Annotated in this window: 14 protein-coding genes; 3 read left to right on the forward strand and 11 right to left on the reverse strand. The window is 62.5% G+C overall.

Annotated features, from left to right (window positions below; genetic code table 11):
• The 11 genes from HMPREF9695_RS04570 to HMPREF9695_RS04620 form a co-directional block, all read right to left on the reverse strand.
• Positions 1 to 1,596 carry a class I adenylate-forming enzyme family protein gene (locus tag HMPREF9695_RS04570; RefSeq protein WP_006019635.1) on the reverse strand — a complete coding sequence of 532 codons (1,596 nt, stop codon included), beginning with the start codon at positions 1,594 to 1,596 and terminating at the stop codon, positions 1 to 3.
• A 30-nt stretch (positions 1,597 to 1,626) separates the two neighbouring features.
• Positions 1,627 to 2,289, reverse strand: coding sequence for an ATP-binding cassette domain-containing protein (locus HMPREF9695_RS04575; RefSeq protein WP_006019636.1), 663 nt, complete (start codon positions 2,287 to 2,289; stop codon positions 1,627 to 1,629).
• On the reverse strand, positions 2,286 to 3,035 hold the full coding sequence (locus HMPREF9695_RS04580) for an ABC transporter ATP-binding protein (RefSeq protein ID WP_006019637.1): 750 nt from the start codon (positions 3,033 to 3,035) through the stop codon (positions 2,286 to 2,288). The genes HMPREF9695_RS04575 and HMPREF9695_RS04580 overlap by 4 nt, the downstream gene beginning before the upstream one ends.
• Entirely contained in the window at positions 3,032 to 4,021 is a 990-nt protein-coding gene (locus HMPREF9695_RS04585) for a branched-chain amino acid ABC transporter permease (protein ID WP_006019638.1), read from the reverse strand. Before HMPREF9695_RS04585 ends, HMPREF9695_RS04580 begins: the two co-directional genes overlap by 4 nt.
• Positions 4,021 to 4,917: a branched-chain amino acid ABC transporter permease gene (locus HMPREF9695_RS04590; RefSeq protein ID WP_006019639.1), complete on the reverse strand. Its 897-nt coding sequence runs from the start codon at positions 4,915 to 4,917 to the stop codon at positions 4,021 to 4,023. Before HMPREF9695_RS04590 ends, HMPREF9695_RS04585 begins: the two co-directional genes overlap by 1 nt.
• Before the next feature lie 90 nt (positions 4,918 to 5,007).
• On the reverse strand, positions 5,008 to 6,309 hold the full coding sequence (locus tag HMPREF9695_RS04595; RefSeq protein ID WP_006019640.1) for an ABC transporter substrate-binding protein: 1,302 nt from the start codon (positions 6,307 to 6,309) through the stop codon (positions 5,008 to 5,010).
• Between the two features lie 292 nt (positions 6,310 to 6,601).
• Positions 6,602 to 7,408 (reverse strand): FadR/GntR family transcriptional regulator, encoded by an 807-nt coding sequence (locus HMPREF9695_RS04600; protein ID WP_006019641.1) that lies wholly within the window; start codon positions 7,406 to 7,408, stop codon positions 6,602 to 6,604.
• 220 nt (positions 7,409 to 7,628) lie between these two features.
• Positions 7,629 to 8,423: a heme ABC transporter ATP-binding protein gene (locus tag HMPREF9695_RS04605; RefSeq protein WP_006019642.1), complete on the reverse strand. Its 795-nt coding sequence runs from the start codon at positions 8,421 to 8,423 to the stop codon at positions 7,629 to 7,631.
• On the reverse strand, positions 8,420 to 9,514 hold the full coding sequence (locus tag HMPREF9695_RS04610) for a FecCD family ABC transporter permease (protein ID WP_006019643.1): 1,095 nt from the start codon (positions 9,512 to 9,514) through the stop codon (positions 8,420 to 8,422). Before HMPREF9695_RS04610 ends, HMPREF9695_RS04605 begins: the two co-directional genes overlap by 4 nt.
• Positions 9,511 to 10,503, reverse strand: a complete 993-nt coding sequence (locus tag HMPREF9695_RS04615; RefSeq protein ID WP_006019644.1) for a heme/hemin ABC transporter substrate-binding protein — start codon at positions 10,501 to 10,503, stop codon at positions 9,511 to 9,513. The genes HMPREF9695_RS04610 and HMPREF9695_RS04615 overlap by 4 nt, the downstream gene beginning before the upstream one ends.
• Entirely contained in the window at positions 10,500 to 10,718 is a 219-nt protein-coding gene (locus HMPREF9695_RS04620) for a hemin uptake protein HemP (RefSeq protein WP_006019645.1), read from the reverse strand. The genes HMPREF9695_RS04615 and HMPREF9695_RS04620 overlap by 4 nt, the downstream gene beginning before the upstream one ends.
• Before the next feature lie 244 nt (positions 10,719 to 10,962).
• Here HMPREF9695_RS04620 and HMPREF9695_RS04625 point away from each other — a divergent pair, with 244 nt between their 5' ends.
• The 3 genes from HMPREF9695_RS04625 to hutX all read left to right on the forward strand — a co-directional run bounded on the left by HMPREF9695_RS04625 (position 10,963) and on the right by hutX (position 14,328).
• Positions 10,963 to 13,332 carry a TonB-dependent hemoglobin/transferrin/lactoferrin family receptor gene (locus HMPREF9695_RS04625; protein WP_006019646.1) on the forward strand — a complete coding sequence of 790 codons (2,370 nt, stop codon included), beginning with the start codon at positions 10,963 to 10,965 and terminating at the stop codon, positions 13,330 to 13,332.
• A gap of 156 nt (positions 13,333 to 13,488) precedes the next feature.
• On the forward strand, positions 13,489 to 13,824 hold the full coding sequence (gene hmuQ / locus HMPREF9695_RS04630) for a heme-degrading protein HmuQ (protein ID WP_006019647.1): 336 nt from the start codon (positions 13,489 to 13,491) through the stop codon (positions 13,822 to 13,824).
• A 3-nt stretch (positions 13,825 to 13,827) separates the two neighbouring features.
• Entirely contained in the window at positions 13,828 to 14,328 is a 501-nt protein-coding gene (gene hutX / locus HMPREF9695_RS04635; RefSeq protein ID WP_006019648.1) for a heme utilization cystosolic carrier protein HutX, read from the forward strand.
• Positions 14,329 to 14,556 lie beyond the last annotated feature (228 nt).

Raw genomic sequence — 14,556 nt, forward strand, 5'->3', positions numbered from 1 at the left:
TCAGGACTCAACCAGCGCGTCGCGCAGATTTTTCTTCATCACCTTGCCGTTGGCGTTACGTGGCAGCGGATCGGTGCTGATCGCGATAGTCTCGGGGACTTTGTAGTCAGACAGACGCTCGGCGCACCACGCACGCAGGGTCGGCTGGTCGATGTTCGAGCGCACGACCACGACGGCGTGAACGCGCTCGCCGAGCACCGGACACGGCCGCGCGACGATGGCGCTTTCCACCACGTCGGGATGACTGGCGAGAACCGACTCGACCTCGGCGGAATAGATCTTCAGGCCACCGCGGTTGATCATGTCTTTCTGCCGGTCGAACACGCGAACGAAATTCTCCTCGTCGATCGATCCGAGATCGCCCGAATGCCAGTAGCCGGCGGTGAAACTCTCCGCCGTTGCACGCGGGTTATTCCAGTAGCCCTTGATGACCGAGCCGCTATGAATCCAGATTTCGCCGATCTCGCCGCGCGGCAGTTCGCGTCCGGTCGCGTCGACAACGATAATGTGCGCGCCGGGACAGGGCAGGCCGACGCTGTCGCTGTGGCTCGCGGTGAATGCCGGCGGCATGATCGTCGACGGCGATGACGTTTCGGTCGAGCCGTAGGCGTTGACGAGGTTCAGTCCGGGAAGCTTTTGCGCCAGCTTCTCGATGGTCGCGACCGGCATCGGCGCGCCGCCATAGCCGCCGATGCGCCACGCGGAAAGGTCGTAGCTATCGAAGTCCGCCTGCAACAGGCAGAGATTGTACATCGCAGGCACCATCACGGTCTGCGTAACGCGCTCGCGCGCTGCGATCTTGAGGTACTCCGCCGCCTTGAACTCCGCGACGATGATGAGCGCACCCGCGCAGCGGGCCATGGCCATGATGTTGGCAGCAATGCCGGTGACATGCGCCAGCGGAACGGCGGCAATCGAACGGTCGGCGTGCGTCAGTTCGAGGCAGGCCTCGTAGATCATCGCCGAATGGATCAGATTGCAGTGGGCGAGCATCGCGCCCTTCGGCTTGCCCGTGGTGCCCGACGTATAGAGAATCATCGCGGTGTCTTGTTCGCCGACAGCCACCGGTACTTGCGACGTCTCGGTCGCGATCAGATCCTGAAACGCCAGCGAGCCGTCGGTTACGCCGATCGACACGCGGTGAAGCAGGGTCGGAATCTCGTTGGGATCGGGCAGCCGGTCCGCCATTCCGTCTTCATGGATAATCAGCGCCGCGCCGCAGTCTGCCAGAACATAGGCAATCTCGGGCTTCTGCTGCCGCGTGCTCAGCATCACACTGACGAGACCCAGATGCGCCGCGCCATAAAGCGCGAGCACGAACTCGATGCGGTTGCCGAGCAGGAGAGCGATACGGTCACCGGGCTTCAACCCCATCTCCTTGAAGCCGGCTGCGACCTGCGCGGATTTCTGCGCGACCTCGCGCCATGTCATCCGTTCATCGCCGCAGACCAGCGCTTCGCCATCCGGATTGCGCGCTGCGGCTTCAGCGACCATGTCCCAGATGTTCGCCGGGCGGCTCTCGAAGGCGGGCACGATACGGTCGCCGAAGCGGGTTTCCAGCCGCATTGCCGGAATCGGGTATTTCGACCAGTCCATGGATTTAAGCTACCTGTCCTGATCGGCGCGTCAGGTTGAAAAATTAGCCCCGCGCTCGATCACAAATTCTGCATCGAACAAACTATGCGAATGATTCAAATCGGATTGCGACATCAATACAGTTAAACCCTTGCCCTTGAGCGAGGCAAGCACGTCGGAGATTCTCTCGGACAGGGCAGGTGCGATTCCTTCGAATGGCTCGTCGAGCAGCAGGCACCTGGTTCCAATGCCCAGCGCGCGGCCCAGCGCGACCAGCTTCTGCTGCCCGCCGCTGAGCAGCAGCGCCTTGCGATCGCGCATGGCGACGAGCTCGCCGATCACCTCGTAGACGAAATCCAGCCGCGCCTTGCGGTCGACATCCTTCGCGACCCACAGCGGCAGAAGAATATTCTCCTCCACCGTCAGTTGCGGCACCAGACCGCGGTCTTCCGGCATGTAGCCGATGCCGAGACCGGCGCGGGCATGACGCGGCAGGGCCGCCAGATCCTCGCCGCCGAAACGGATCGTGCCGCGCTTCGGTGTGAGATGACCCATGATCGAGCGCATCAGGGTGGTCTTGCCGGCGCCGTTGCGGCCGACCAGGCTGACCATGCCGCCCTCGGTGAGATGCATGGTGAAGCCGCGCAGCGCCGGCATCGACTGGATTTCGACCGCGAGATTGTCGATCTCGAGCAGGGAGCGGGATACGGTCATTTTGCGCCTCCCGTCACATAACGGCGGACTTCATTGTCTTTCAGCACCGTTGACGGCTCGCCGTCGGCCAGGATGCGGCCGTTGTAGAAGGCGACGACCCGGTCGGCATATTTGCTGACGATATCCATGTCATGTTCGACGAAGACGATGGTGGCGGCCTCTTCCGAGACGGCGTTGATGACACGGTCCATGGTGGCGAATTTCTCTTCGGCCGAAACGCCGGAGGTCGGCTCGTCCAGCAGCAGCAGTTTCGGACGACGGGCCAGCGCCATGGCGATGTCGACCAGCTTGCGGACGCCCCCGGCCAGTTCGGACACCGGCCGATCGGCGTGACCCTTCAGACCGAAGCGATCGAGCAACGCCAGCGCTTTGTCATGCCGATCGCCGGCTTCCGCCGGAACCGTCAACGACAGCCGTCCGCCTGCGGCGCTGGAGACCGCGACAGTGAGGTTTTCGGCAGCAGTCAGTTCGATGAAAAGCTGCGGGATCTGGAACGAGCGCGAGATTCCGAGCCTGGCGACATCGCGCGGCGAACGCCGGCCGATCGGCGAGCCGTCGAGTTCGATCGCCCCGCTGTCGGGCTTCATGTAGCCCGTCACCATGTTGACGAAGGTGGTCTTGCCGGCGCCGTTCGCGCCGATCAGGCAGAGCTTTTGACCGGCGGGGATATCGATGCTGACATTGTCGGCGGCGACCACTGCGCCGAAACGCTTCTGGAGTCCGCGCACGGAGAGGACGGGCTTCATGACGCCGATCCTTTCTCGGCGATGGCCGCGTCCGGTCGCGGTTCGGAGGCTTTACGTTTTTTCCCGCTCCAGAGCGAGCCGATGCCCCGCGGCAGGAACAGGATGACCGCCAGCAGGAACACGCCAAGCACGAGCTGCCACGTGTTCGGAAGGTAGAGGTTCGAGAACGAGCGCACCAGTTCGAGGGCGAGCGCCGACACGAACACCGCCGCCACGCTCTGCGTTCCGGCAAGGACGGCGACGAAGACGAATTCGCCGGACGTGGTCCAGTAGGCAAACTCTGGATCGATGTGCCGCTGCGCCATCAGAGCGAGCGCGCCGCTGGCGCCTGCAAAGGTCGCGGCGATCACGAAGTTGATGGTGACGATGCGGTTCGCCGAGGTGCCGAGATACTCGACGCGAAGGTTGTTTTCGCGCACCGCAAGGCTTGTCAGCCCGAACTGCGAGCGGAACAGGATAGTCGCGAAGATGCCCGCAAGGCCGGTGGCGACGATCGACACCGCATAAAGCATGAAGTCTGCCTCGCGCGGATCGTTGAACACCGCGCCGAACAGGGTGGGGCGGCCGACATTGAAGCCGTCCGACCCGCCGAGAACGGTTGTCTTGACCAGCGCGCCGTAGAGCACCATCGACAGCGCCAGTGTCAGCATGCCGAAGAAGATGCCGGTGTAACGCGCAATCAGCGGGCCGATGATCAGGCCAAGCAGGCCCCCGAACACCGCGCCGATCAGCACCTGCGCGACGGCGTCTGTGACGCCGAAGGTGATGGCGATCAGCGCGACGCCATAGCCGCCGCCGGCATAGAACAGGCCCTGTCCGAACGAGACGTTGCCTGTCCGCGCAAGCACCACGATGCCGAGTGCGACAAGCGCCTTGGAGGCAGCGACGGTCGCGAGCGACAGCGTCCATGCCGGAATGATGCGGCCGAACAGCACGGCGAGAACGACAACGCCCAGAAGAGCGAGAGGGTGCGTGGCGTACTTCATCAGATGCGCCTCGCGACTTCACGGCGGAACAGACCTTCCGGCCTGAACATCAGCACGGCGGCCATGATAAGATAGATCATGAACAGCTCGGCCTGCGGCAGCAGGTGGACCGAGGCGGCCCGCGCCATGCCGACGAGGATGGCGCCGACGGCGGCGCCTTCGATGCTGCCGAGGCCGCCGATCACCACGATGGCGAAACTCAGGATGATGATCTCGGAGCTGAGGCCGGGCTGCACGGAAATTTTCGGCGCAGTCAGGCCGCCAGCCAGCGCCGCGAGCATGACGCCAAAGGCAAAGGCCAGCGCGTAGACGCGATTGATCTTCACGCCCATGCTCGCGCTCATTTCGGCGTTATGGATCACGGCGGTGACGATCTTTCCGGTGGTGGTGCGGTTGAGGGCGAACCACACCGCGAACCCGATCACAGCCGAAAACGGGATCAGCATGAGATCGTAGCCGACGTAGAACAACCCTGCGAACTCGGCATTGCCGAACAGTTCATAGGGCTGGTTCGCATAGATCGGATTGACGCCCCAGATCAGTTTGGTCGCGTCCTCAAAAATCAGAAATACCGCGTAGGTCACCAGCAGCAGCACGACTTCATCGCGGCCATAGAAGAGTTTGATCAGCCCGCGCTCCATCAGGAGGCCGATGACTGCGGCGATAGCGGCCACCGACACCAGCATCAGGACAAAGCCGAGCCCCGGCGGCACGTTGTGCGCCGCGGCCATCGTGACGACGGTCGCGGCGAGATAGGCGCCGAGCGCGTAGAAGCCGCCATGCGCGATGTTGAGAATCTTGAGCACGCCGAAAACGAGGGTCAGGCCCAGCGCCACAATAAAGAGCCATGATGCCTGGATCAGGCCGTCGAGGATGACCGTAAGAAACGTATTCATGAACGTGATTCAGGCCGGAGTTGCAGCGAAGAGATAGACGGCGCGAGATTCACATCGTCGCGCCGCCCGGTGGCCATCAAGCGCAGGAGATTACTTGCACTTGTCGTTCTTCATTCCGCCCTTGATCCAGTCGATCGCCTTCACACCCGGAGGCGGGTTGACGCATTCGGCTTCGAAGTTGACGATATCGACCAGATCGACGCGCTTCTTTTCGGCGTTGTACTTGGTGCGGCTGAACGAGATCGGCTGGATGGCCTGATGGCCGTCGCCGTTCTTCATCTGGATCAGGCCGCCTGGGCTCTCCCACTCGGAGCCGGTCATCGCAGCGACCAGTTCATCAGCGCTCGGCTTCTTGCCGCCGTTCTTCGCCATCGCCTTCTCGACCGCACTCTTCACGCCGAGGATCGACTGCGTGACGCGATAGGACGCTTGCACGGGATAGGTGCCGTGGGCCTTCTCATAGCCGTTGAAGAACCACTCGTTGAGCGGGGTCTTCGGCGACATCAGACCATAGGAACCGCGTGCGCCGATAATGACGCCATCTGGCATCTTGTCGCCGAGCGGCGGCAGGACGTGGTCGGCCGCGCTGAGGACGAGCTGGCTGCGCTTGGCGAGGCCGCGTGGCACCGACTGCAGAATGAAGGCCTGCAGGTCGCCGCCCCAAAGGCTGGAATAGACGACATCAGAGCCGGCGGACACCAGCGCCGAGATTTCGGTGCCGTACTGGCCGGCGCCGAACTTCGGCAGCAGATCGGCATTGAGCTTCGCATTTGGATAAAGCTGGGCCGCAGCCGCGACGAAGTCGGCCCGGCTGTCCTGGCCCCAGGCGTAATCCTGGTTGATGGCCGAGAACGTATCCATCTTGATGTTCTTCTGCTTCATGTAGCGGATCAGCCCGACGTTATCCTGGGTGGCGTGGGCAGCCGTGCGGAAGACGTAGTTGTATTTCGCTTCCTCGAAGATGCGCGGCGTTCCGCAGTCGAACAGGAACAGCGGCTTCTTCAGTTCTTCCGCGATGGGGGCCACCGCGAGGCAGTCGCCGGAGCCGATATAGCCGATGACGGCATCGACATTGTCGCGCTGATAGAGGTTGCGCAGTTCCTGCACCTGCTTGGTCGCGCCGCCGTTCTCGTCGATGACGACGGGCTCGATCTTCATGCCGCCGAAGCCGACTTTATTATAGGGGGCCGGCCCGGCGCCCTTGTTCAGTTCGCCGATGACGAATTCGGCAGCCTTGCCGGCCGGGACGCCGAAGCTCTCGGCTGCGGGACCCGACAGGAATGTGACGATGCCGACCTTGAAGGTCTCCTGTGCCGATGACGGGCCGGTGAAAGCCAAAGCAGCGGCGGAGCAGGCCGTCAGCAACCCAAGTGTTCGCGTGAAGCGCTTCATATTGTTCCTCCCGAATTGTCCGGTCGTGCCGGTTCTTTGTGTCCGCATCCGTTTGCCGGATGTCAGTGGTTCGATGCCAGCTTAAGCGGGCTTTTGGCGCGCGTCTACGATTCCGGTTGTCCAAGCGTGCGACGAAAGCGTGCACGGGAGTTGATGCGAACAGGCGTTGCAGAATTTGCACAAAGGATTTGCATCAATGCCAACCGCGCGTTGAGCATGCCCTCGCAGGCGCGCCGCGGCGTGCCGGTTCGTACGGCGAACCGGGTGTCACGGGCGCTAGTCTGCGGTCGCATCATGCGACGCGCTTCTTCCTGAGCTTGCCGTTGACCGTCTGTTGGCGCGGCGAGATTTTCGCGTTGCGTCCGTATTTCCTCTTTGTCGACAGCTTGAACTGCGTGTAGCCGAGCACCTGCTGCATCGCTGCGCGGGCTTTCTCGGCATTGCCCTCATCAATGGCGCGCGCGGCGATGGCGTGGTTCGGCAGATTCTCGTTGAACCAGCCCGGGCTGCCGGTGGCGACCATGAACACGGCGCTCAGGATGGTGTCGATGGCGCCGCGAAACCCTTGAAGCACCGGATTGTGCGTGGCGTCGATGATCGCGAGATGAAAGGCCTTGTCCGCGATGATGGCGGTCGGCACGTCGTGCGAGGCTTCCATCGCGGCGAGCGCGGTCATGATGCGACGGCGGTCTTTGGCCGTTGCGCGTTCGGCGGCGAGAGCGGCCGCTGCCGGCTCTATGATCAGGCGCACTTCCTGAAGCGCAAGCAGCAGATCGCGATTGGGCTCGTCCTTGCTGATCAGCCAGCTCAGCACGTCGCGGTCGAGCAGGCTCCAGTCGCCGCGCGGCCGCACATGGGTGCCGTGGCGGGGGCGGACGCTGACCAGTCCCTTGGCGGCGAGCGTCTTGATCGCCTCGCGCACCACGCCGCGTCCGACGCCGAAGCGGCTTTCAAGATCGTGCTCTGGCGGCAGCGTCGAGCCGACCGGAATCAGATCCTGTGCGATCTCGCTGCCGAGCGTGCGCAGCACGGCCTGGATGCGGCCGGGCTTCACGAGCTTGCTGGCGGTTTTCGGGCGAGGCTTGACCGGCGACTTCATGCAGGGACGCTAGCACACCGGCGTTCATGGCTACAATCATCCGATGTTAAACATCCGATGTTGCGCGTGCTGCAATGCAGGAGGCCGGAGGTGAATCTCGATCAGACATAACGGATGCGAGCCGAAACGGCAATCGGCCGCGCGTGCGGCGCAGTATCCAGCGTGTTGAATTCGATGTGCGGAATATGAAAACGCCCGGTGAGCGGTCGCCGTAAAGGCGTTACTGCATGCGCTGAAGCAGCACGTAGGGCTGGCCGTCTTCGGAGCCGATGCTGGTCTCGACATCAAACACGTCGCGGATCATTTCGTTGGTGATCGTCTCGGCAGGGCTGCCGTCGGCGGCGACCGTTCCCTTGCGCAGAACGATGATGCGGTCCGCAAAGCGTACCGCGAGATTGAGGTCGTGCAGCACCGCGACCACCGCGGTGCCGGTGCGCGCCCGGCGCTTTGCGGTCTCGACGAGATTGATCTGATGGCGCAGATCGAGGCTGGAGGTCGGCTCGTCCAGCAGCAGAACGCCCGGGCCCTGTTCGGCTTCGCCGCAGGCAAGCTGCACCAGGACGCGAGCGAAATGCGCGCGCTGCTGTTCGCCGCCCGACAGTGTCGGCAATTCACGGTGGCGGAACGGTGTCAGGTCCAGTTCGGCAATGGCGGCATCGACCAGCGGCGCTGCGATGGAGCGTGGGCGATCGCCGGCGCCCATGGCGACGATCTCCTCGACCGTGAACGGGAAAGAGACATTGACATGCTGGGACAGCATGACGCGGTTGTTCGCGAGATCGCGCGAGGAGAACGACGCGAGGTCGCGGCCCTTGAGACGGACACCGCCGCCTGTGCAGCGAAGATCGCCGGACAACAGCCGCAGCAATGTCGACTTTCCCGCGCCGTTCGGCCCGACGATGGCGACGGTTTCGCCGCCATGCACCCGTGCGCTCACGCGATCGAGCAGCGTCGCCTGCCGGACTTTCATGCAGACCGCATCGGCTTCGATCAGCGCGGGGCGAGAGAATGTCACGACGCGATCAGCTTTCGTTGCCGCAGCAGGATAAATAGGAAGAACGGTGCGCCAAGCGCAGCGGTGAGAATTCCGATCGGCACCTCGGCGGGCGCGGCCAGTACGCGCGCGATGGTATCGGCCAGAATGAGGAGAATGGCTCCGAGGAAAACCGAGGCGGGCAGCAGCAGCCGGTGGCCGGGGCCGATGACGATGCGCAACAGATGCGGCACCACGATGCCGACGAAGCCGACCACTCCGCAGATCGACACCGCGACGCCGGTCATTGCGGAAATCAGCACAATCGAGATTTTCTTCAGCCGCTCGACATCGACGCCGGTGTGAAAGGCTTCCGCTTCGCCCAGCACCAGCACATCGAGACCGCGCGCGATCAGCGGGATCGCCAGCACCGCAAGCAATGCGACGGGTGCGACCATTCCGGCTTTCGGCCAGGTCGCGCCACTCAACGAACCAAGCAGCCAGAAGGTGATGTCGCGCAACTGGCGGTCGTCGGCGACAAACACCAGAAGCCCGATGCCGGCGTTGGCGATGGCCGCGATGGCGAGCCCTGCGAGCAGGAAAATCGCAACCGAGGTGCGGCCCTCGCGGCTGGCGATCTTGTAGAGGATGGTGGTGGTCAGCAGCGACCCTGCGAACGCTGCGACCGGCAACAACTCCAGTTGCATGAAGCGGAAGCTCGCGCCCCACGCACTGTCCGAGATCACGATGGCTGATGCCGCGGCAAACGCGCCGCCGCTCGAGACGCCGACCAGCGCCGGATCGGCAAGAGGATTGCGGAACAGGCCCTGCATGATGGCGCCGGACAGTGCGAGCAGGCCTCCGATCATGCCGGCAATCGCGATGCGCGGAATCCGGATCGACCACAGCACGAGTTCGTCACGTGCGAGCAACGCGGGATCAGCGCCGGCGATGTTCAGTCCGAGCGCAGCAGCAAGACGGGGCAGCGGAATGCCGGCCGCGCCGACGGTGGTCGCCAGCAGCGCAACTGCGAGTACACCCGCGGTCAGAACGGCATACACCGCAATTGCGGAGGGGCGCATGGACCCACCGGGCGTGGCGGCAGCCAACGGCGTCGTTTCTGTCACCGTCATTTATGGCAGTCGACGGAAAGCGTCGCCGGCTTCCACGTCGCAGCCTTCTCGTTGAGGCCGGGATAAAGCGACAGCGCGAGATCGCGGGCTGCGGCGGCGGTGCGCGGTCCGAAACCGAGCAGGTACAGCCCGTCCATCGCGACGAATGATTTCTTCGCGGCGGCAGGCGTCAGCGCGAATGACGGATTGGCGAACACAGCCTCCGCATCGAGTTGTTCGCGGCCGCGCTGCATGGTGAGGATGACGTCCGGCCTGGCCGCAACGATGGCTTCGTCGTTGACCGGCTTGTAGCCGTCGAAGCCGTCGACCGCATTGACGCCGCCGGCGAGCTTGATGATCTCGTTCGCCGCTGTCTTGTGTCCCGCCACCATGGCGCGGCCGTTGAGGAACGACATGACGAACATCACGCGCGCGGGCTGCTTGACGCCGTCGCGCAATTTCTTCAGTTCGGCGAGGTCGCTGCTGACTGCGGCAGCGAGACAGGCACCGCGTGCATCCGCATCCATCGCATGCGCAACCAGCTTGATTTTGTCGATCAGCCCTTGCTCCGTATAAGTCTCGGGGAACGACACAAACGGAATCTTTGCTGCCTCGATAACGTCGAGGGTTTCCTTCGGACCGGAGCCTTCGATCGCAAGGATCAATTGCGGGTTAAGGCCGAGCACGCCTTCTGCGCTCAATTGCCGCATGTATCCGACGTTTGGCTTTTCGCCGAGCGCCTTCGGCGGATAAAGACTCGTGCTGTCGATGCCGACGATTTTGTCCTGAAGATCGAGCGCATACAGAATCTCGGTGATCGCACCGCCGATCGAGACGATGCGCGATGTGTTGCCGATGGTCACGTCGCGGCCGCGTGCGTCGTGGATGATGATACCTTCGGCGCGCGCCGCCGCAAACGAGACGACGCTGACGCAAAGGCCCGCAGTGAGGGCGAGCGTGACGCTAAACGTCGCGCCAATCGTTCGGGAAGCCGGCGTTCTGCTTTTCATTTGGTCAGGATCAGCTTGTTTTGCGCAGTCAACCGCAGACGATACGTGTCCTCGCCATGCACGATCATGATCTCGCGCGAGGCGAGGAACAGGTCGCGGCTGTTGATATGGTTATCCGTCAAAGGGATCGAACGCTCAATTAGAGTCGTTCTAGATTTATCGCCGGCATCTTTGCCCGAGGAGCCGTCGGGATCGTGAGGAGAGCCAGCATTCATACGTTTTGCGCGTCCAGTTTTTGAAGTCCTGTTGTTCTTAGGTTTGTCGGCGCGCGAATTCCAACACTCAAGTTTACAATAGGTTTAAACTGATCGTTCGTCGGCTTGACCCAGCCCGATCATTTTACGAAAAGTGGCAACGCGTTGGCGCAGACCAACGGGATTCTACGACAGCCAGCCAGCCGCCTTTGGGCGATGCCCGCCAGCCGCATCACGCAAAACAAAGTTGAGATTTGGGGCTGTCATGCTGGGGCTGAATGCGCGCGCGTGCGCGCTGCTATTATCCGTGTCTGTTGTTGCGCTGGGGGGAGTGGTCGCGGCCACGCCGGTGCATGCGCAATCTGCCGATGCTTCTGTGCAACCTGCCAAGCCGAAACCGATCAAGCGCAAACGCGCGGGCGCGCCGATGGCGGAAGTGCCGGTGCCGAGCAATCCAATGAATGCCAACGCGCAGATCGGCCAGCCGGTCTATCAGTCGCTCGACGAAATCACGGTTGCCGCATCCAAAACCCAGGAGCGCGCGATCGATGCGCTGGCGCCGGTCAGCGTCATGACGCTGGAGCAGATTCAGGGACGTCAGGCCACGCGCATCGGCGATCTCGTCTACACCATGCCAGGTGTCTGGATACAGGATCGCGGCGACGATCCATCGACATCGATCAACATTCGCGGCTTGCAGGACTTCGGCCGCGTTGCGGTCGTCGTCGATGGCGCGCGCCAGAACTATCAGCGCACCGGCCACAACTCGAACGGTTCGTTCTTCCTCAATCCAGAACTGATCGGCGGCATCGACATCGTGCGCGGCCCGACAGCCAACATCTACGGCTCGGGCGCGATCGGCGGCGTGGCGTCGTTCCGGACCAAGGACATCCAGGATGTGGTGCGTCCCGGCGAGCGCTGGGGCGTCGATACCAATACGATCTTCGGCACCAACCATGGCCGGGCGCTCGGCTCGATCTTCGGCGGCGTCCACGTCAATCCGAATGTCGACGTGTTCGCGGGCGGCACTTACTCGACGCAGGACAACTACAAGGACGGTCTTGGCATTCCGGTCGAGAACACCGCGCAGCGGCTGTCGAGCGGTATCGCCAAGCTGACCGTTCGTCCTGCCGACGGTCATGAAATCAAGTTCGGCGGAATCTTCCAGGAAGACATCTACAATGTCGGCCAGCCGCGCCGCCCGCTGGGACAGCCTTTCGCGCAGCCGGGCTCTGCGGGCAACGGCACCTCGGTGTATGCGACCAACCTGAAGAACTACACGACAACGCTGGGCTGGAAATACTCGCGGCCTGACGATCAGATCTTCGACTGGGATGCGAAGATCTACTGGAATCGTACCGACAGCCAGCAGGTCAAGACCCTGCACAACTCCGCACTGGCCACCGGAAACTGCACCGGCGGTCAACCGGGCAACAGCATCACCGGCTGTATCGGCGACCAGCGCGGCTATCTGATCGACACCTTCGGTTTCGATGTTCACAACACGTCCCGCTTTGAAACCGGCGACTGGCGTCATGCCGTGACTTACGGCGGTGACGGTTTCCGCGACGACGTTTCAACCTTCGACAAGAGCGGCAACTCCAACAAGACCACGCCCGGCGGTGAACGCACGGTCACCGGCGCGTTCGTTCAGTGGAAGACCAACTACACCTCGCTGCTCGAGATGGTGGGGGCGGTCCGCTACGATAACTATCAACTGAACTCCTCGGCGGGCTCCGCCAGCGGCGACCGCTTCTCGCCGAAAATCACTGTCGGGCTGATGCCCGCTGCCGTCATGACGCCCTACATCAGCTACGCCGAGGGATATCGCGCCCCTTCGATCACCGAGACGCTCGTGAACGGTGCTCACGTCGCGACCGGCGCCGGGCAAGGCGACTTTTCGATCTGCCCCGATGGCACGCGCGGTTTCTTCTGCTTCCTGCCGAATCCCAATCTGCGTCCTGAGGTCGGCAAGACCAAGGAGGTCGGCGTCAACATCAAGCAGAACGGTCTGTTCAGAGCCGGCGACAGCTTCCGCGGCAAGTTCAACGTGTTCCGCAACGATGTCGACGACTATATCGACAGTGTCCAGTTCACCGGACCTCCGTTCAATTCCTTCCCGCCGATTCCGGGCGTGTTTCCGACCACGTATCTTCAGTATCAGAACATCGCGCATGCCCGGATCCAGGGCTTCGAAGCTGAAACGATGTACGATGCCAACGACTTCTTCGTCGGCGTGTCGGTGACGCTGCAGGAAGGCAAGAACACCCAGACCAACATCGGCCTGTACAGCATCCAGCCGCAGAAGGTGACGACGACCGCGGGCCTGCGCTTCCTCGACGATCAGGTCGTACTGTCGGCGATGTGGACGTCGGTGAAGAGCAATACCGACATCCCGGTCACGTATCTGCCCGGCACGTCCTACGATCTGGTCAACCTCTACCTGCAAGTGAAGCCGACCAAGGATTTCGCGCTGAACTTCTCGGTCGAGAATCTTCTGAACCAGTACTACCGGCCTTATGCCATTCCGCGCGCCGCCGACTTCACGTCTCCGCAGAACGACGTGCTGTGGGCCAGCGCCGGCGCGGGCATCGTCTACAAGGCCGGGCTCAAGTATCACTTCGGAGGAAGCTGAACGCAGAACGATCAGTCACTGCTTTTTGAAAAGCAAAAAGAGGTTGCCGCGCAGAGCTTTTCTGCGCGGCTCGCTGCGTTTCAGCGCAGGCTCTCATGAACGACACTTTGATAACCGGCCATTCGGCCTTACAATGAGACAAACAGGAGAAGACCAATGTTTATTGCGATGAACCGTTTTCAGGTGAAGACCGGCTCCGAGCAGGCGTTCGAGACCGTGTGGTCGACGCGCGAGTCCTATCTCAGCGAGCTTGCGGGTTTCATCGAATTCAATCTGCTGCGCGGGCCGAAGGCTGACGATCACACGCTGTACTCGACTCATACGTTGTGGGCGGACAAGGCGGCGTTCGAGGCCTGGACCAAATCTGAGCAATTCCGCAAGGCGCATGCCCGCGCCGACAACCAGACCGGCGAGAGCCTTTATCTCGGCCATCCGAAGTTCGAGGGCTTCGAGGTGATCCAGACCGAGCGCAAGTCCAGTGCGGCGGCCTGATCCATGCTGAGCACTGATCTGGCCGATCTGAAAAAGCACATGGCGGAAAATCCGGGCGGCGTCATCGAAGACGTCGCACGGGAGAAGAACGTCACGGCGCGCGCCGTGATAGAGGCGCTGCCGGACGAGATGCGCAGCTTTGCGCCGGGCTCGGCCTTTGTGCCCGCGATGCAGGATATCGCGACATGGGGCGAGGTGACGCTGATCATCCACACCGAGGACGGCATCTTCGAGGTCACCGAGCCGGTGGGCGGCGGCGAGATCGGGCGTGGCTACTACAACATCATGAAGCCGAAGGGGATGCACGGCCATCTGCGTCATGAGCGCTGCGGCGGCATTGCCTTCGTCGAACGCCCGTTCATGGGCAAGCCGTCCGCCTTTGCGGCGTTTCTTAACGTCGATGGCGGCGTGATGTTCAAGGTGTTCGTCGGCCGCGACGAGAATCGCGCGCTGAAGACAGGCCAGCTCGAGAAGTTTCGCGCTTTGGCGAAGACGCTGGGCTGACCTTTTTATCTTTCCAGCGGATAGGGGCGCACCCCACTTGCGATGAGATCGTTTCTCGTCGTGTGAATAAAAATGGCCGGGGTCATCCCCGGCCATTTTCTTTTGCAGAAGGTGCGACTGAAGCGATCCGGCTTGGAGGGGCAAGGACCGGATCGCTTCGTCGCGGGCACATCGCTGTCACGGGCAATGCAGCTTTGCGCCATCGTGTGGCCTGCCGGGCATGGCAGG

Source organism: Afipia broomeae ATCC 49717 (assembly GCF_000314675.2).
Lineage (GTDB): Bacteria > Pseudomonadota > Alphaproteobacteria > Rhizobiales > Xanthobacteraceae > Afipia > Afipia broomeae.